Source organism: Nocardioides sp. TRM66260-LWL (genome assembly GCF_020075545.1).
Lineage (GTDB): Bacteria > Actinomycetota > Actinomycetes > Propionibacteriales > Nocardioidaceae > Nocardioides.
This window is the reverse complement of the sequence record NZ_JAIQZK010000001.1, coordinates 795844-812668: the sequence shown is the minus strand read 5'-3', so window position 1 is coordinate 812668 and position 16825 is coordinate 795844. Positions and strand designations below refer to the sequence as shown.

26 protein-coding genes and 1 pseudogene are annotated in these 16825 nt (G+C 70.5%); 24 read left to right on the top strand and 3 right to left on the bottom strand.

The window, feature by feature from the left end:
* Positions 1-3: 3 nt before the first annotated feature.
* Entirely contained in the window at positions 4-870 is an 867-nt protein-coding gene (locus K8Z61_RS03935; RefSeq protein WP_224126753.1) for a hypothetical protein, read from the bottom strand.
* Between the two features lie 58 nt (positions 871-928).
* Positions 929-1336: an RDD family protein gene (locus K8Z61_RS03930; protein WP_224126752.1), complete on the bottom strand. Its 408-nt coding sequence runs from the start codon at positions 1334-1336 to the stop codon at positions 929-931.
* Positions 1337-1529: 193 nt separating this feature from the next.
* Between K8Z61_RS03930 and glnA the strand changes: the two genes are divergently transcribed.
* The 17 genes and pseudogenes from glnA to K8Z61_RS03850 all read left to right on the top strand — a co-directional run bounded on the left by glnA (position 1530) and on the right by K8Z61_RS03850 (position 11102).
* Positions 1530-2951, top strand: coding sequence for a type I glutamate--ammonia ligase (gene glnA / locus K8Z61_RS03925; RefSeq protein ID WP_224126751.1), 1422 nt, complete (start codon positions 1530-1532; stop codon positions 2949-2951).
* Positions 2952-3346: 395 nt separating this feature from the next.
* On the top strand, positions 3347-3622 hold the full coding sequence (locus K8Z61_RS03920; RefSeq protein WP_308116741.1) for a helix-turn-helix domain-containing protein: 276 nt from the start codon (positions 3347-3349) through the stop codon (positions 3620-3622).
* Between the two features lie 105 nt (positions 3623-3727).
* Positions 3728-4996 (top strand): site-specific integrase, encoded by a 1269-nt coding sequence (locus tag K8Z61_RS03915; protein ID WP_224126750.1) that lies wholly within the window; start codon positions 3728-3730, stop codon positions 4994-4996.
* A complete protein-coding gene (locus tag K8Z61_RS03910; RefSeq protein WP_224126749.1) occupies positions 4977-5582 on the top strand; it encodes a hypothetical protein in 606 nt (201 codons plus the stop codon). Before K8Z61_RS03915 ends, K8Z61_RS03910 begins: the two co-directional genes overlap by 20 nt.
* On the top strand, positions 5572-5898 hold the full coding sequence (locus tag K8Z61_RS03905; RefSeq protein WP_224126748.1) for a tudor domain-containing protein: 327 nt from the start codon (positions 5572-5574) through the stop codon (positions 5896-5898). The genes K8Z61_RS03910 and K8Z61_RS03905 overlap by 11 nt, the downstream gene beginning before the upstream one ends.
* On the top strand, positions 5895-6107 hold the full coding sequence (locus K8Z61_RS03900; RefSeq protein WP_224126747.1) for a hypothetical protein: 213 nt from the start codon (positions 5895-5897) through the stop codon (positions 6105-6107). The genes K8Z61_RS03905 and K8Z61_RS03900 overlap by 4 nt, the downstream gene beginning before the upstream one ends.
* A gap of 51 nt (positions 6108-6158) precedes the next feature.
* On the top strand, positions 6159-6509 hold the full coding sequence (locus tag K8Z61_RS03895; protein ID WP_224126746.1) for a hypothetical protein: 351 nt from the start codon (positions 6159-6161) through the stop codon (positions 6507-6509).
* 9 nt (positions 6510-6518) lie between these two features.
* Positions 6519-6647, top strand: coding sequence for a hypothetical protein (locus K8Z61_RS18815; protein ID WP_263430404.1), 129 nt, complete (start codon positions 6519-6521; stop codon positions 6645-6647).
* Positions 6648-6907: 260 nt separating this feature from the next.
* The gene (locus K8Z61_RS03890) at positions 6908-7315 is read left to right on the top strand and encodes a hypothetical protein (protein ID WP_224126745.1); all 408 of its coding nucleotides are present in this window, start codon (positions 6908-6910) and stop codon (positions 7313-7315) included.
* Between the two features lie 112 nt (positions 7316-7427).
* Positions 7428-7595 carry a hypothetical protein gene (locus K8Z61_RS03885; protein ID WP_224126744.1) on the top strand — a complete coding sequence of 56 codons (168 nt, stop codon included), beginning with the start codon at positions 7428-7430 and terminating at the stop codon, positions 7593-7595.
* Positions 7592-8308, top strand: coding sequence for a hypothetical protein (locus K8Z61_RS03880; protein WP_224126743.1), 717 nt, complete (start codon positions 7592-7594; stop codon positions 8306-8308). Before K8Z61_RS03885 ends, K8Z61_RS03880 begins: the two co-directional genes overlap by 4 nt.
* Before the next feature lie 14 nt (positions 8309-8322).
* Positions 8323-8652, top strand: a pseudogene (locus K8Z61_RS19470) (hypothetical protein); the annotation flags it as partial.
* 211 nt (positions 8653-8863) lie between these two features.
* Positions 8864-9577, top strand: coding sequence for a helix-turn-helix domain-containing protein (locus tag K8Z61_RS03870; protein ID WP_224126742.1), 714 nt, complete (start codon positions 8864-8866; stop codon positions 9575-9577).
* Positions 9574-10110 (top strand): thermonuclease family protein, encoded by a 537-nt coding sequence (locus tag K8Z61_RS03865; protein ID WP_224126741.1) that lies wholly within the window; start codon positions 9574-9576, stop codon positions 10108-10110. The genes K8Z61_RS03870 and K8Z61_RS03865 overlap by 4 nt, the downstream gene beginning before the upstream one ends.
* Positions 10111-10126: 16 nt before the next feature.
* Positions 10127-10576, top strand: coding sequence for a hypothetical protein (locus tag K8Z61_RS03860; RefSeq protein WP_224126740.1), 450 nt, complete (start codon positions 10127-10129; stop codon positions 10574-10576).
* A 117-nt stretch (positions 10577-10693) separates the two neighbouring features.
* Positions 10694-10921 (top strand): hypothetical protein, encoded by a 228-nt coding sequence (locus K8Z61_RS03855; protein WP_224126739.1) that lies wholly within the window; start codon positions 10694-10696, stop codon positions 10919-10921.
* A 10-nt stretch (positions 10922-10931) separates the two neighbouring features.
* Positions 10932-11102 carry a hypothetical protein gene (locus K8Z61_RS03850; protein ID WP_224126738.1) on the top strand — a complete coding sequence of 57 codons (171 nt, stop codon included), beginning with the start codon at positions 10932-10934 and terminating at the stop codon, positions 11100-11102.
* A 38-nt stretch (positions 11103-11140) separates the two neighbouring features.
* Here K8Z61_RS03850 and K8Z61_RS03845 read toward each other — a convergent pair whose 3' ends face one another.
* Positions 11141-11995, bottom strand: a complete 855-nt coding sequence (locus tag K8Z61_RS03845) for a hypothetical protein (RefSeq protein WP_224126737.1) — start codon at positions 11993-11995, stop codon at positions 11141-11143.
* Between the two features lie 231 nt (positions 11996-12226).
* On the opposite strand from K8Z61_RS03845, the gene K8Z61_RS03840 reads away from it, so the two are divergent.
* From K8Z61_RS03840 to K8Z61_RS03810, 7 genes are all read left to right on the top strand, one after another.
* A complete protein-coding gene (locus K8Z61_RS03840) occupies positions 12227-12589 on the top strand; it encodes a hypothetical protein (RefSeq protein WP_224126736.1) in 363 nt (120 codons plus the stop codon).
* A 58-nt stretch (positions 12590-12647) separates the two neighbouring features.
* Positions 12648-14102, top strand: coding sequence for a hypothetical protein (locus tag K8Z61_RS03835; protein ID WP_224126735.1), 1455 nt, complete (start codon positions 12648-12650; stop codon positions 14100-14102).
* A gap of 179 nt (positions 14103-14281) precedes the next feature.
* A complete protein-coding gene (locus K8Z61_RS03830; RefSeq protein ID WP_224126734.1) occupies positions 14282-14683 on the top strand; it encodes a hypothetical protein in 402 nt (133 codons plus the stop codon).
* Between the two features lie 7 nt (positions 14684-14690).
* On the top strand, positions 14691-15401 hold the full coding sequence (locus tag K8Z61_RS03825; RefSeq protein WP_224126733.1) for an RES domain-containing protein: 711 nt from the start codon (positions 14691-14693) through the stop codon (positions 15399-15401).
* Between the two features lie 60 nt (positions 15402-15461).
* Positions 15462-15716, top strand: coding sequence for a hypothetical protein (locus tag K8Z61_RS03820; RefSeq protein WP_224126732.1), 255 nt, complete (start codon positions 15462-15464; stop codon positions 15714-15716).
* Positions 15716-16030 carry a hypothetical protein gene (locus K8Z61_RS03815; RefSeq protein ID WP_224126731.1) on the top strand — a complete coding sequence of 105 codons (315 nt, stop codon included), beginning with the start codon at positions 15716-15718 and terminating at the stop codon, positions 16028-16030. Before K8Z61_RS03820 ends, K8Z61_RS03815 begins: the two co-directional genes overlap by 1 nt.
* A complete protein-coding gene (locus K8Z61_RS03810; protein WP_224126730.1) occupies positions 16027-16818 on the top strand; it encodes a DUF3883 domain-containing protein in 792 nt (263 codons plus the stop codon). The genes K8Z61_RS03815 and K8Z61_RS03810 overlap by 4 nt, the downstream gene beginning before the upstream one ends.
* The last annotated feature ends 7 nt before the right edge of the window (positions 16819-16825 follow it).

The window sequence follows — 16825 nt, the reverse complement described above, 5'->3', positions numbered from 1 at the left end:
CCGCTACTTCAGCCGCTTGACCTGCGAGGCGGGCGGCGCCGTGATGCTCACGGGGTCGCCCCACCGCGTGTAGCGGACGTCGGTGCTGCCCTGCCCGCCGGCGGTGCGCACGCGCAGCAGGTCGCCGCCGTCGACGGCGAACCAGACGTCCTGGGTGCTCCGCTTCGGCAGGCCCGCCTCGGCCTTGCGCAGCGCGCTGCCGCGCAGGCCCTGCACCTGGCGCAGCACGGCGTCGGTGTCGAGAGTGAGGCGGTAGCGGTCGGCGGTGCGGCCGTCGACCTTCTCCCGGTCGCGGAAGGTGGCCGAGACGAACCCGTCGTCGACGGCCTGGATGAGCTGGCGCGGGTCGAACTGGCGCAGCAGCGAGGTGACCTGCTCCCCCTGCGGGCCGACGAGGCTGGTGAGCGGCGCGGAGAACCACTGGGGGCCGAGCGCGGCGGCCCTGAGGTAGACGCGGTCGCGCAGCACGCGCAGCTCGACCTGCTGGTCGCCGAGCTGCGGAAGGCTGACGCGGAACTGCAGCAGCGGGCCGTCCGGGCCGATGTCGGCGGTGCCGCTCCCCCGCACGCCGAGGCTCGTGGAGGTGGTGTCGAGGGCGATGCGCACGGTGGTGGCGTCCATCAGCGCGTCGGTGTAGAGGCCGACCACCTGCTGGCGCGAGACCCGGGCGCCGGGCACGCGTCCCTCGGAGTCGGCCGCGCCCGCGCTGCCCGACGCGCCGCTGCCGGGCCGCGTCGAGGTGCTCGGCAGGTCGGAGGCGTCGATGCCCGGCGTCTGCGAGACGGTGGGCAGCTCGTCGCCCCCGCCGCACGCGGTGAGCGGGAGCGTCAGCGCCGCGAGCGCGGCGACGGCGAGGCGGGGGGATCGCATGCGGGTCCTCCGGGACGGGCGCGGACGGGCGGGTGGGCCGGAGGCCCGGGGAGGGCGGTCAGCGACCGGCGAGGCGACGGTACTCCTCCAGCGGCACCGTCGCGGTGCGCGCCATGAGGTCGTGCAGGCCGCGGCCGTCGGGGCGGAAGACCAGCGGCGGGATGACCAGCGCGACGAGGATCTGGCGGGCCAGGGCGACGAGCAGCGACGGCGGCTGCGGGCGGCCGTCGGCCTGGACGACGCGCAGACGGGTGGCGAGCTGGCCGAAGGAGCCGCCGGCGAGCGCGGTGAAGACGGCCGACTCGAGCACGAAGACGCCGAGGGTCGCGAAGTTCACCCAGCGCGGGGCATCCCCGCCGTAGACGGGCACGAAGACGGCCAGGGCGAGCAGGCACGCGGCCCAGTCGACGATCAGCGCGCCGATGCGGCGCGTCCAGGATGCGGTCTCGACGGCGGCGTCCTTCACGGTGCCGAGCCTAGGGGGCCGCTCCTCGTCGTCCCACGGGCGGAGACCGGCGCGGCACTCGTCACATGCGCGTAACAAAGGCGATACGGTCCCGAAACCGGCCCGCTCCTACAGTGGCCGGACCCGCAGGGTGCCCGCCCTGCGACCACCTACACCTGTGGCGGCCGGCCTCGCGGACGGCCAAGGAGGACGAATGTTCCAGAACAGCGAGGAGCTGCTCAAGTACGTCAAGGACGAGGGCGTCGAGATGATCGATGTCCGCTTCTGCGACCTTCCCGGCGTCATGCAGCACTTCACGGTGCCGACCTCGTCGTTCGACCAGTCGGTCTTCGACGACGGTCTCGGCTTCGACGGCTCGTCGATCCGCGGCTTCCAGGCCATCAACGAGTCCGACATGTCGCTGTTCCCGGACCCGACCACCGCCTACATCGACCCGTTCCGCAAGGCGAAGACGCTCAACCTGAACTTCTTCATCCACGACCCGATCACGGGCGAGGCGTACTCGCGCGACCCGCGCAACATCGCGAAGAAGGCGCTCGCCTACCTCGGCACCACGGGCATCGCCGACACCGCGTTCTTCGCCCCCGAGGCGGAGTTCTACATCTTCGACAACGTCCGCTACTCCACCGGCGTGAACGAGGGCTTCTACCACATCGACTCGGTCGAGGGCTGGTGGAACTCGGGCAAGGAGGGCGAGGACAACCTGGGCTACAAGACCCGCCTCAAGGGCGGCTACTTCCCCGTCGAGCCCTACGACCACTACAGCGACCTGCGCGCCGACATGGTCAAGAACCTCGAGGCGTGCGGCCTGCAGGTCGAGCGCGCCCACCACGAGGTCGGCACGGCCGGTCAGGCGGAGATCAACTACCGCTTCGACACGCTGCTCAAGGCCGCGGACGACGTCATGAAGTTCAAGTACCTGATCAAGAACACCGCCTGGCAGCAGGGCAAGTCGGTGACGTTCATGCCGAAGCCGATCTTCGGCGACAACGGCTCGGGCATGCACGTGCACCAGTCGCTGTGGAAGGACGGCTCGCCGCTCTTCTACGACGAGACCGGCTACGGCGGCCTCTCCGACCTGGCCCGCTGGTACATCGGCGGCATCCTCAAGCACGCCCCGGCGCTGCTGGCGTTCACCAACCCGACCGTGAACTCCTACCACCGCCTGGTGCCGGGCTACGAGGCCCCGATCTCGCTGGTGTACTCCTCGCGCAACCGCTCCGCGTCGGTGCGCATCCCGATCACCGGCTCGAACCCGAAGGCCAAGCGCATCGAGACCCGGTTCCCCGACCCGTCGGCGAACCCCTACCTCGCGTTCTCGGCCCTGATGCTCGCCGGCCTCGACGGCATCCAGAACAAGATCGAGCCCGCTGCCCCGATCGACAAGGACATCTACGAGCTCCCGCCGGACGAGATGGCCGACATCGCCCAGGTGCCGACCTCGCTCGGCGCCGTCCTCGACGCCCTCGAGGAGGACCACGAGTTCCTCACCCGCGGCGACGTGTTCACCCCCGACCTGATCGAGACCTGGGTGGACTACAAGCGCACCAACGAGATCGCGCCCGTGCAGCTGCGGCCGCACCCGCACGAGTTCGAGCTGTATTACGACATCTAACCGGGCCGCCGGCTCCGGTCCTTCAGCAACGCCGAATGACCGCAACCAACAGCCGCCGACCTGCAGAAACGCCGTCGAGCGACCCTTTGGTCACTCGGCGGCGTTTGCTGTTGTTAGCCGCTGGTCGGTTACAAATTCGGTACAAATCTCGGGACCATCGCCTTGCGCGACACTTGATTCCTCGCCGTCGCCCAGCGACGCACCCGGGCGCGTCCGATGCAGCAGCCCAGGCGCCCGAGTCAGCTCCGTCGCTTCGCTCGGCCTAGCGACCTGTCCCCCGCCGGCTCGACCGGGTCGCTGCCAGATCCGTTCCTTCAGTTTGATCGCTCCCGACCCGTCGTCGGACGTAGGTGCCCGTAGACCAAACGTCCGTCAACGCCGCAAGGAGGGGCTTGATGATGGCAACGAACTCGAACGCACCGGCTGCAGAGCCAGGGACCTTCGGCCCCCGACGTCGGGGAGTCCCCCGCGGCCGGTCACCCAGGCTTGTCGACGCTCAGGAGCTGTGGGACATCGACGATGTCGCGTCCTACTTGGGCATCACCAAACAGACCATCTACTCCTGGCGTACGACGGGATACGGGCCTGCCGGTTTCCGTGTCGGCAAACACCTGCGCTGGCGAGCAGCAACCGTCATCAACTGGACGGTTCAACTCGAAGAGAATCCGTGATCGCGCCAGTTCCTCGGTCTGGCCGAGCATCGGTCACATCGTCCCAGACGGGGAGACGGTCTTCAGCCAACCTTGCGCGTACGTCGGACTGTGCGAAGGACAGCCATGGCCAGCATTAGTGCGGGCAGGCCAGCCGATGACGGCACCCCCCGGTACGTCGTCAACTACCGCGATCCCGAAGGCCGGCAACGCCGCAAGACCTTCAGGCGTAAGTCCGAGGCCGTCGCTTTCCGCAACACTGTCGAGGCGGACAAACTCAGGGGGACTTATCTCGACGTCGACGCTGGCAAGTTGTCGTTTCGGACCTACGCCGAGGAGTGGTTGGAAAGTCGGACCTTCAGTCCGCTGACATACGAAGCGACCGAAATCCGACTCAGGCTCCACGTCTTCCCGACCCTGGGCCACCTCGAACTGCGCCAGATCAAACCATCGACGATCCAGAAGCTCCTGCGATCGATGGAGATGGCCGAGACCTACCGGAGCGTCATCTTCTCCAACGTCTCCGCCATCTTCTCGGCCGCTGTTGACGACGACATGATCGCGAAGAATCCGTGCAAGGCCAGTTCCGTCACGCGGCCCACCACGTCGCGCCGCAAGGTGGTTCCCTGGCCCACCGACTGGGTCTCCTCCATGCACGATGCGCTTCCGCCGCAGTACAGGATTGCAGTCACGTTGGGCTCGGGGCTGGGGCTACGTCAAGGCGAGGTATTCGGACTCGCGGTCGAAGACGTCGACTTCCTCCGCGGAGTCGTGGAGGTCAGGCGGCAGGTGAAGGTATTCGGAGGCAACCGCCTGGCGTTTGGCCTCCCAAAGGGCAACAAGACCCGAACCGTGCCCTTGCCCCAGAGCGTCGCGACGGAACTCAGCAACCATCTCGCGACCTACCCACGCCGCAGCGTCACCCTTCCATGGGGAATGCCCCAGGCGGAGAGGCAAGCGAGCGCAGGACTCATCCTCACCACACGCGAACGCTCAGCCCTCAACCGCAACTACTTCAACACGCGGCTGTGGAAGCCCGCCCAAGCCGCGGTGGGCATCGAGCAATCGCGCGACAACGGCATGCACGCCCTACGTCACTGGTACGCGTCCGTACTCCTGGATGCTGGCGAATCGATTCGCGCGGTGTCGGAGTACCTCGGCCACAGCGACCCGGGCTTCACCTTGCGCACCTACACGCACCTGATGCCCAGCAGTTCTGAGCGAACGCGAGCGGCTGTGGATGCAGCGTTTGACGCCGGGCGCCGCGCGTGCGACCGGCCTAAGACGGAACTCGAACAGCCCCTGTGGAAAACCCAGAGCAGTGCTGCCCCCGCTACCAGACTGTTCCTATCCCCTTCGACCACTGAGGCCACCGATGACGAAGCTCAACAGTGAAGCCCGCCGAATCCTGGCGCACGCGGGCATCACCGTGCGCGACTGGATCGCCTACGGCGGGTGGCTCAAAGAGATGACCGACGAGGCCGACGAACGCCAGTGGGTGCCGGAGACCGAATGGCGCGGAGACGAGTGCGGCTGCAGCGACGACCGCTGCATCGGCTTCCACCACGACGAGGGCGAGGAGTGCGGCTGCCTCCCGGTGCTCATCGAGAACCGCGCGAAGGACCGCGAGGCCTACGACATCTGGCAGGCCTACCGCACGGCCGTCGAGGCCAACGACGGCCGCGGCGACCAGGACGCCTACGACGCCGTCCGGAGCCGGACTGATACGTGGGTGCGCCGCCACTACCCGCGCGCACTGACCTTCTCCCTAGACGCCGTGGTGAAGGGTGAGCGGGGCATCTCAGCCACCTACCCGCCGTTCCCGAACGGGTCGATCCCGGACTACGTCGGCGCCACCCCAGAGGGCGACGGCTACCGCCAGCAGTTGTGGACCGAGGGCACTGACCCCAACGGACACATCAGCCACGAGCGCGCCCGCACCATGTTCCGCCAGGGCGAGGAGAACGGCAGTGGCAACTGATGCGAACTACGTCGCGGGCCTCGCGCTGAGCTGGGCCCGGACCGACCCGCTTGAGCAGTGGGTCAACGCAGCGCCCCGGGGCGGCAACACCCCGCTTGAGGAGACCGTCAGCGAGTACCTGGGATCTCACAACCCCTTCGCCGACGGCTCGCGCGTCGAGGTCCCCGGCGGCCTCCACCGCGACACCGCGGCGGTCTGGGTTCCAGCCACGATCGTCGAGCGGACCGCGGTCGACGAATGGACAGTCGAGTTCGACGACGGCGACCAGGCCTGGCGCGATCACCACGAGCTGCGGCCCTACTCTCAGGCCCTGTGATCGACGCCGCGGAACAGAAGCTCACCCTGCACGCCACGGTGCAGGAGATCCCGCCCGACCCCCGCGGCGACTACGCCCTCGGCCGAGACGAGTTGATCGTCGAGGACGTCGACTACGACCAGGCGCTCGAGGCAGCGCGCCGGCGCGTTCCTGAGGGCTGGCGGATCATCTCCCTGCGGGTCGAGCGCGAACTGGTCCCTGGGAGCTGATCGCTCCCGCCCCTCCTGTGCACGTAGGTGATCAGGAAAGCGAGGTGGACCATGAGCACTTCCCCAGCCGAGATCCCGGTCCCCGGAGTCGTAACCTTCACCGCCCGCGGCAACGCCGCCCTCGATCAACTGGCTGAGGCCCTGGCAGCCGACTGCGACGGCTCCCCCGCGAGCATCGCCGACATCCTCGAGCAGGTCCTGGAGGCCGACATCGAGGACCTGGCCGAATCACTGAGCGCGACCGCCCAACCAGCTGGCCGCGCATCCTTGGTCGACCTCGACGTCGAGGAGGTCGGGCCGCCGGCCGAGAGCCCCGACGAGGCGGCCCGCCGCCGGCTCTCGCCGAGGACGGCGCCCGCTGGCGACACCCCAGGTAGCTGGGGCCCGGGCATCGCCCGCTGATCTCAGAGCTTGAGCAGGGGCCTGTCTGCGTCGGACAGCCTCCAGCTCGGCAACGCCCTGCCCGAGCTGAGTCGGCGGGGCGACGTCGGCCAGGTCGTCGAGCAGCTCGTCGACGTCGCCGGCCTCGAGCTGCAATGAGGTGTAGGCGTTCCACTCCCACCGCCGCGGCGAGCCGGCGATAGGCCTCGACGTCGGCCGGCTCGTTATACCAGGCCGCCGCGGCGAGCGCGACCCGCCGTGCGATCAAGGCCGCCTGGTCGTCCATGGCCGATCAGTCTCCCGCCCCGCACGCCTGGAAGGGACCCTGCGGTTGTCCACAGCCCCGCCACCGGTCGCGCGCACCGGGCAGCAAGATCCGCGAGACTCAAGCCCTACCTCACGGCAGGAAGGGCACGTCAGTGGACGGCAACGACCAGCTCGGCGCCGGCGGGCACGCGCAGGCGGCCCGCGCGAACGTCAACGGCTTCAACCGCGCCACCATGTGGGAGCAGGACCAGATCCCGTCCGAGACCTCTGACCAGCTCGCGGAGTTCGCCGAACTCGCGGCCGCGCTCCCCCAAGCGTTCTCGCAGCTCTCCAGCGCGCTCGAGCAGGCCCGGGCCCACCAGGTGCTCAGCATGGAAACGATGACCGACGAGTCCGACCCAGCCATGGCCATCGGCGTGGCGCGCCTGCACCTGGAGGAAGCCCGGGGCCTCGCGGTCGACCTCCTCAAGCACCTCGACGCCGCGCGCAACGCCACGGCCCACACCATCAGCCAGGGCGTCGACGACGGGCAGGAGTCGATGCCCTGGGACCAGCCCTGACCCAAGGCCCCGCCGCGCGGCCGCGAGATTTCTTCGCGTCGGGTGATCGCCCCGACGGGTCGACCTTCCTTTGGTGACTGAGAGATGACCCCGGTCCACCAAGGAGCTGCCCGTGAGCACGCCCACCGAATCCCCGTCCGCCGCGGCCGACCGTGACCCGGTTCAGGAGGCCCGCAACCACCTCGAGCAGGCGCTGGCCGCGCTCGATCGGCTCCGCGAGGTCCTGCCCCCAGCGGGCAGCACCTCCCCCGCCCGAGCACGAGGCGGTGACCCGGCATGACCACCGACACCGCCCTCCACGCCGCCGACGCCGTCTTCATGGCCGAGCAGGCGGTGAGCCGGGCCCGCCATGTCGTCGAGGAGCTGCACACCACGATCAACTCCGCGCTACGGGTGCTCGACGACGCCGAGCTCGACTCGGCCAAGGCGCGACTCTCCGACCGCGGCGACTACTACCTCGAGGCCGCCGCCGAGCACCTGAGCCGCCTGCAGCGCCGCTGCAGCGACAACGCCGAGCTGACCGACGAGCTCACCGGGCACCTGGAACGCGCCTCGCAGGCGGTCATCGACGCCCACGACCTCCTCCTGCTGGACGCCGACACCACCGATCCCGCTCGCGCCCGCGACGTCGCGCAGCTGAAGCCGCGGCTTGCGGTTGTCGGCGAGATGATCGACCTGGCCAAGCCGATGGCTCGGCTGGCCGCCCAGCATGTCGAGAGCGCGCACCTGGCCGCTCAGCAGGTGACTCCGCCGTCGCTGCTGGAGCCGGTCACCCTCGAGCGAAGCATCGCGACCGCCGGCAAGGAGCTGGGCCGCGCCGACGAGGACGTGCGCCTGCTCGAGAACGTCGTCGACCACGCCGCAGCCAGCGCCCGCCAGTCGGCCGGCATCGCGACCGAGATCACCGACAACGCCCGCCGGCGCATGGCCGAGCCGGGCCGCGTCCAGATCCCGCATCAGGCAGCACCGAGCGTCGGATCCCCGGCGCGGTAGGCGAGAGGCGCGTCATGGACCTCGACCAGGGCGGCCGCCAGCTGGCGGGCCTCATCCTCGATGCGGCCAGCAACGGCGAGCACGACCAGGTCGCCGAGCTGATCGCACCGCTCGACGCCGAGCAGCTGCGGTCCCTGGTGACGGTGCTGGCCGTCCAGGTCGACCAGAGCGCACCCACTTCCTCCGCGACCGGCCCCGCCGCGGTGTGCGAGCTGGCGATCAACGCTGCCGCCCCGATGTTCGGCACCACTCCGGAGGCGATCCGCAGCGCCGAACGCAGCCGACCGGTCAGCGACGCCCGGGCGGTGGCCATGACCGCCGCACGCGAGGTCGGTCTGTCCCTGCCGGTGATTGCCGAGCACTTCGACAAGGACCACGGCTCGGTGATCCACGCCGTACGCCGCACGGCCGAGCGACCGCGCCTGGCCGACGCCGCGGCGCGCGTCACCGCGCACGTCAACGACCGCTACACCGCCCAACTCCCCCGCCCCGGGGCCACGGTGGTCCCCCTGCACCCGCCGGCGTCGACGTTCGAGCCTGACGGCCCGGTCGAGCATGCGGTCGTGGCGGCCGCGGAGGCCTTCGGGACCACCGGAGGTCCTGCTGGGTGCCGACCGCAGCCGGGCGGCCGCCGACGGCCGTGCGGTCGCGATGACCGCGGCCCGCATCCAGGGGCACAGCCTGCCGGCGATCGCGCGTCACTTCGACCGCGACCACACCACGGTGCTCCAGGCGACCCGTCGCATCGCGAAGTCCCCCGCACTGAACGGCCTGGCCGAGAAGATCGCCGCCGACCTCCCCGATGACCCTCCGCCCGTTGCTGCGGACATCCCCGCCGCGGCGCCGACCTCGACCTTCGAGCCTGACGGGCCGGTCGAGCACGCCGTAGTCGCGGCCGCGGAGGCCTTCGGCACCACCCCGGAGGTACTCCTGGGTGCCGACCGCAGCCGGGCGGCCGCCGACGCTCGTGCCGTGGCCATGACCGCGGCCCGCATCCACGGCCACAGCCTGCCGGCGATCGCGCGTCACTTCGACCGCGACCACACCGCGGTGCTGTCCGCGACCCGGCGCATCGAGAAGACCCCGCCGCTGCGGGACCTGGCCGCGAAGATCGCTGCGGATCTCCCCGAGCAGCCAGCCAGCAGCATCGGCGCCGGTGACGTCGTCGAGCATGTCCCCGAGCCCGGTCACAGCTCCCCCGGCCTGCGCGAGCAGCAGCGAGCGGTCCCTGTCGCCGCTGAGCGCCCCCAGCTGAGGGTCGCCCGGTGAAGGCCCTGATCGGCCTGGCCGCGGCCGCGATCGTCGCGCTGACCGCCGGCGGGATCGAGGCCGCGCTACCCGGCACTCAGACGGGCCCCGAGCCGACCGAGGGCGCGACCACCCAGGTGCGTGTGACCGCCGTCGTCGACGGCGACACGATCCGGGTCGAGACGCTCGGCGGCCGCCAGCTCGGCCGAGTCCGGCTGCTCGGGATCGACGCCCCCGAAGTCGCGCACCCGCCGGGGCCGGCCGAGTGCTACGCAGAGGACGCCACCAGGCTCCTCGAGCAGCTCGCTCCGGTCGGCAGCACCGCCGAGCTCGTCACCGACACCGGCCAGCCCAACCGTGATCGCTACCACCGGCTGCTGCGCTACGTCGACCGCTCGACAAGCGCCGATGACGTCGACGTGGCCGGCGAGCTCCTGGCCAGTGGCGCCGCCCGTCGCTACGAGGCCGGGCCGGCGCTGGCCCGCGAGGAGTCCTACTCCACGGCCGTCGACGATGCCCAGGACGCTGGCCGCGGCCTGTGGGGCAGCTGCTGAGAGCCGGGCGGCCCACATGGACGAGCAGCTGGCCACCGCGGCGAAGACACTGGCCCGATGGTGCTACCGCCGCGGCGTCGATGAACGCGTACTCGGGTGCGGTGAGCAGTTGCGCAAGGCCGCGGTCGACCAAGCGCTCGGCCGACCGGCCACGGCTCACCTCGAGCAGGCGCTGTGGGAACAGACCGCCACGCTGCTGCGCCAGCGGCGCGACTGGGACCGCGACCACCAGGTGAGCCCTCCGCCGACCGCGGCATGCGTGCCCTGCGCCGTGTCGGTCGAGGAGTGCCCCACTCACACTGACCGGCGCTGTCGTGCCTGCGGTGGCCAGCTGCACCGGATCGTCGTTGAGGAGGGCTTCGACACTCACCCGTCCTGCGACCGGCCCGGTACGAGCGGATCCCGGGCGATCCTCGAGCACACCGCGCAGCGGCTGGGAGCCACGCTGCTGGCGCAGCCGGCCTGACTGGCCCGGCCGAGAACACGGATCGGCCGAGGTGATCGCTCCGGGCCTCGGCTCGCACTTAGGAGACCAAGGAGGACTGGCGCAGCCGGTGCCGGTCCACGGGATCCAGGAGTTCACATGAGTGAAGCCGCGCTCGAGGAAGCCGCGCTCGAGGAAGAGGCCCGCCAGCGCGCCGAGGAGATCAGTGCCACCGAGGCTGCCGCTGCCCAGGCCGCGGCCACTGACACCGGCCCCTCCCCCGACGCCGAGATCGCGCAGGTGCACCGGTCCGGCCGGCAGCACGACCACACCGACACGGCCGCCTACCAGCGGCCCCAGCCCGGCCGCCGCGGCCCGCGCCGGTGAGGAAGCAGCCATGGCAACCGCGCTCGCGCCGACCGTCAAGTCCTCGAACGTCTCGAACATCCGGTGGGTCGACTGCTCACACAAGCTCGGATCGCTGCCGTGCATGAACCACAAGCCGCACGAGGGCAACGGCCGCGGCTGCGTGCACCACTCCACGTCCGGCTTCCAGGACGACGAGTAGCCCGGACGTCGGCCGCCGAAACCGCCCGAGAAACAGCCTCAGCCGTGCACCAGGTGCAGCCGCGGCCGCTGAGGCTGCCCGGCGGCCGTCTCCAGGCGCTGCATCCGCTCGAACGTCATCGGGTGGCCGTAGCGCCGCAGCAGCCCCGCCAGCACGGGGCCGAGACCGAGTCCGAGCACGAACTGGTCGGCCTCTGCCTCAGCACGCAGGTCGATCCGCCGACCGGCCACCGGCACCACGTAGGTCAGCGCGATGACCACGCCCCCGAGGAGCCCGGCCCAGGACCGGCCCTCGGCCACGGACTGCACCACGCAGATCACGCCCACGACGCCGCGCAGCGTCCAGGCCAGCCGCATGAACGGCAGCCAGGCGAAGGCCCGGCCGATGCCGCGGAACGCAGCCACGATCAGCCGCCAGGGCGTCGTCGCCGCGAGCACCGCCAGCTCCAGCCGCGGCCGCAGAGCCCGGTGTCGGCCGACCGCATGGGCCAGCGCTGCGGCCGCCTCCGTCCCGGTCACGCCGCCGCGGTACGTCGCGTCGACCAGGCCCGGGCTGACCACCACGGTGCGCCGCCCGATCGCCACCGCCACCGGGGTGCTTGGACGCTGCGCCCGGCGTACGAACAGTGTGGCGATGTCGACGCCGCGGCCGCCCAGCTCTGCCAGCACCGGCGCCATCACCCGGAACTCGGCCTCGGTCGCCGGCCGCGAGCTGGTCAGCGCCGCGATCGCCGGCCGCTGCAGCTGGCCCATGGCCAGCGCGACCAGGACCCCGCCGGCAGCCATGAACGCCAGCAGGCCCAGCGCCGGAGGGAGCAGGGCGCACACCACCACGGTCAGGACGAAGCTCACCAGCAGCGCCGGCACCAGTGTCACCACCCTCAGCACGGTCATCGGGAACCTCATCATCACGACCCCCCTCCAACTATCAGCACTAGTGCGCATCTCTTGACTTTGCTCGCGGTGATCGTTCGGCGACCGCCGAACGACATAGGCGAACGAGACCAGTTTGTGCCCAGCCGCCGACACCACCCCGAGTTATCCACAGCCCGCGCTCAGCGGAGCGAGGACCGACCAGGACGTGGGTTCATGGGCCAGACCGACCTCCAATCGAAAGGAACACCTGTGGACACCCTCAACCCGGACAGCACCTGGGACCGCCTCAGCTCGATCGCGCACCTGCTACACCAGGCCGCCACCCAGGTGTGGAGCGACGCCGACAGGGCCACCGCCGACTCGCCGCTGCACGACCTCGGGCTCGGTGTCTACCTCGCGCACTCCCAGGCCAGCACCCTGCTGCCTGAGGACTACGAGCTGCCCGACGTCGACGCCGAGAGGCTCGAGGAGCGCACGCCGCTGCAACTGCTCACCGACGCCGAGGAGCTGACCCGGCCGCTGCCGCTGCACCAGCCGGACCTGATCCACGGCTCACAGCTGGTCGTCGACCTGTGCGACCTCATCAGGGAAGCGCGCGGCCTTGGCTACTGACCTGCGCCTGGCGTACGCCGACATCGACCAGGAGCTCTTCGACGTCGACCAGATCCCGATGACCACGCGCGACGTGCGCAGCATCGGCGAGATGCTCTTCGACGTCGACTACCTCGCCCGCCAGCTGCTCATCGACGTCGACGGCGACGACGCCGGCACCCTGCTGCGCAGCTGGCCCACGATGGTCGCGGCCGCGGAGGACCTGTGGGCCTCACTGCCGGGCCGGCGGCCGGGCGTCGACGAGCGCGACCGACCGATGACCAGCCTCGCTGCGCAGGCCGCCACCATCGAGGCCAGCCTGACCGGCCGCACGGCCTGGCCGGGCCAAGGACCGACCAACCCGCGGCTCGACCAGATGACCCAGACTCTCGTTAACGCCGCGGCCCTTGTGCGCCTTTACGGCGCGGAGATCCCCCTAGAGCAGTCCGACGCCCACCGCGACCTCGAGGCAGCTCGCACCAGGATCATGCACGGGCTCTATCTGACCGCTCACGCAGTCAACGTCGCGCTGCATGACAACGGCCGCGACCGCGTGAACGACGCCCGCGAGTCCGGCCGCCGCGCCCGCCTCGCCCAGCACCACTCCCCTTACGCCGTCGCGCCCATCGGAGCATGGCTTGACCGCATGACTGCGTGCGAGAACACCGCCCACAGCTACCTGAGCGACCAGTTCACCCAGGCCCTCGCCGGCGAAGCGGTCCGGCCTGTCGAGGACCCCAGTCGACTGTTCCAGGCGCTGGCCAACTGGGACATCCAGGCCCACCGAGCTCTGGTCCGTCAGCTCGAGCCCTCCAACATCCTCCTCATCACCCGCACCCAGAGCCTCATCGCCGGCGCGAGCATGGTGCTCGTCGACGCGGCCGCCACTGCCGGCATCCTCGAGCCCTCCGACCGGCTCGTCCCCGCAATCGCCAACGCCGGCTACTCCTGGAGCAACCTGGCCAGCCGCTGGGGCGACCTCGCTCCCCCGGGCGCTCGGATCCAAGAGCCGCTGGCCCGCGCGGCCGCGGAGGTCCGCGCCGCGTACCGCCAGATCACCCACGACACCACCACCCTCGCCAGCCCCGAGGTGATCGCGGAACGCCCGGGGCTCCCCCAAGCCGTGACAGCGACCCTGCGCGCCGTCGAGGCCTCCTCCGAACTCGCGGTCGTAGTCGCGGAGCGAGCGGACAACCCCAACCTCATCGGACCTGCCCGGGCACTGTCCCGTCGAGCGCACAACGACGTCGAGTCCGGACTGGCCACCCCTCCCGCCGAAGGCGACGTCGTCTGGGTCTCGCCGGCCGACATCCTCGCCAAGCGTCTGGTCTTGCTCCCCCCGCCCGTCTCAGAAACCCTGCGAGCGGCCAGCGACGCAGCAATAGACGCGACTAACTCGGCCTCCGCAGCTGCCACACTGCATCAGCGCCACCACAAGCCGGCAAGGACTGACGCGGTCCCTGGCTCGCGCAGCAGGGCCGCACCTGAGGGCAGGCGCCCACCAATCCCTACGCCCGCTGCGGCTCGACGATGACCCGCACGACGCCGGGTTCAGGCGAGTGGGGCAATTCGCCGGCCCGGGAGCACAGGCTCCACGGGCTCTCCTTCGCGACGCCGCGGTACAGGAACGCCGCCGTCCGACGTGGGTTTTTGGATGTGATTTAACCTGTGATTTCCCTTGGTTTGCGCACCCCGCAGTGGCACACTGCAGGTATGAACAACCAGTCGACCATCGCCCGCGGCGACCTTCGCGCCTACGAGGAGTCGGTTCGGCTGCCCACGCCGGAACTCGTCGAACGGCTGCGCGATCTGCTCGGAGCCAAGCTCGTGGCCTACCTGGGCTCGGTCCAGGAGACCCGCGCCGTGCGCCAGTGGGCCGACTCGGCCGACGCACGGACCCCGTCAACCGAGGTGGTCAACCGGCTGCGGATGGCGTACCGGATCGCGGCTCTGCTGCGCGAAAAGGACTCGGCGGCGGTCGTCCAGACGTGGTTCCAGGGCATGAACCCGCGCCTCGACGACGTCGCGCCGGCACGGCTGCTGCGTGAGGGCGACCTGGAGCAGATCGGTCCCAGTGTCCTGGCGGCCGCGCGCGCATTCGCTGCGGCCGGGTGACTCGCGGGTGACCGAGGCACCTCAGCTGGTCGTCGTCAACGCGGCCGAGCAGGTCTGGCGCGTCGGCTTCAAGCCGGAGCCCTGGGCCTGGTCGGGTTGGGAGTGGGCCGGCGCCGATGGCAGGTTCCACGGCCGATGGGACGACCGGCAGGGAAACTTCCGCACCATCTACGCCGGCTCCACCCTCTTGGCTTGCCTGCTCGAGGTCCTCGCCGGCTTCCGACCCGACCCGACCCTCGCGCTCAAGCTCGACGACATCGAGGAGGACGACGAGGACGCCGCGATGCACCCGACGGCCCGCGCCGGGGAGATCTCCTACTCGTGGCTCGAGCCGCGCTCGGCGGCGAGCGCGACGCTGTCGGCTCGGTTCTGCGCGGTGACGGCCGCGGAGTCGATCGCGGCCCTGCGGCCGCAGTTCGTCGCGCTCGCGCACCTGCTGAACCTGCACGACTTCGACGCGGCCGCGCTCAAGGACGGGCGGCCGCGAGCGCTCACCCAGTCGGTGGCCACCTACTTGCACGCGACCACCGACCTCAACGGCGTCACGTTCGCCTCCCGCCACGGCGACGACCTCACGCTATGGGCGGTGTTCGAGCGAGCCGAGGACCCCGCGATCAGCCGGACACTCGACGCGATCGAGCACCACGCCCTCTCCCCCGAGCACCCCGACATCCAAGAGGCCTTCCGGATCCTCGGCCTCAGCTGGTCGACCACCTGAGCCGCGCGTGCCGCCACCGTTCCGCCCCCGCGCAACGGGTCGCCATGCCACGATGCGAGCGTGGGAATCTTCAAGCGCAGCGAGGCCGGCCGGGCCAAGAAGATTGGCGCACACGCCCGATACGTCGATGAGGACGTGCAGCGCGTCGACCTCAAAGTCACCAGCACCGACGGCGAGACGGCGACCATCGACCTCAGCCTCGACCAGACGCGCCAGCTCGTCATCGACCTGACCAACGCCTACGGGGCGTGCAGGCCGGCGCTACTGGACCAGAAGCAGGTCGACCGGATCACGTCGTTCTTCGGGATGCGTTGATGACGCGCTACGAGTACGACGAGGAGGCCAGCGCAGCGTGGCGCATGGACGTCGTGCACGAGGTCAACGACTCCACCGCTCCCGTCTCGCGATGGGTCGACGCCATGCGTCGACTCAACACGATCAACGACCCGCTCGCCCGCAAGCTCTTGACCCTCCACCGCGACTGCGGATCCGGCACCGGCGTCTGCGACTCCCTCGATGATGAACCGCACCCGATGGACCGACGCGCCGGCTGGGGGTGCGAGACCACGCAGATCATCGCCGACCACTTCGACGTCGAGTACCCGCGAGGCCGTGAGCGATCGTCGTGACCTCACAGGACTCCAACGCCCGGCTGGTCGAGCTGATCCGCGACGGCCTGGCGCGAGCTGACGACGCCGGCCTCGCACGCGTCCCGCTCAAGCTCTTCCCGGCCGAGGAGCAAGACGAGCTCCTGACCCTCCTGCACGCCTACCTGTGGGACACCGCAGCGCCCTACGACGATGCCTGGCACCGCTCCCCGGGCAACATCATGACCCTGTGGGCGGAGTTGCTCGAGATCGGCACCGAGACGCGCCACCGCCTGATTCCGCTCCGCACCGACCTGGTCAAGCTCCTCACGGAGCGCGGCCTCGGCTACCGGACACACCCACGATCGGTGCCGGTGCTGGTCCGGGAGTACAGCGGTGTCCTCGAGCCCCCCGTTCACCCCGGCGACCCGCGCGAGACCTCGAGCACGATCGCGGTCGGCACGTGGGGAGCCGGCTTCGGGGACCCCGCCACGAATCGCCAGGTCGAGCTGGCCGCCGAGGACGCGGTCCAACGCCACTACGAGGCAGCAGGATGGACGATCACTCGCGTCGCGCACCTCAAGTGCGGCTGGGATCTCACCGCGACGCGCCACGACGAGGAGCGCCACCTCGAGGTCAAGGGCGTCTCCAGCTCCATGCCCTCGGTGCTCCTGACCCGCAACGAGCTGCGCACCGCTGAGACCGATCCCGACTGGTCCTTGGCCGTGGTGACCGGCGCCCTCACCGACCCCACACTTGTCGAGTACGAACGGCAGACCGTCGTGGCGGCCGCCGACCCGTCCGTCTACCGGGTCAACCTGTCCCTGTGACCGCGAG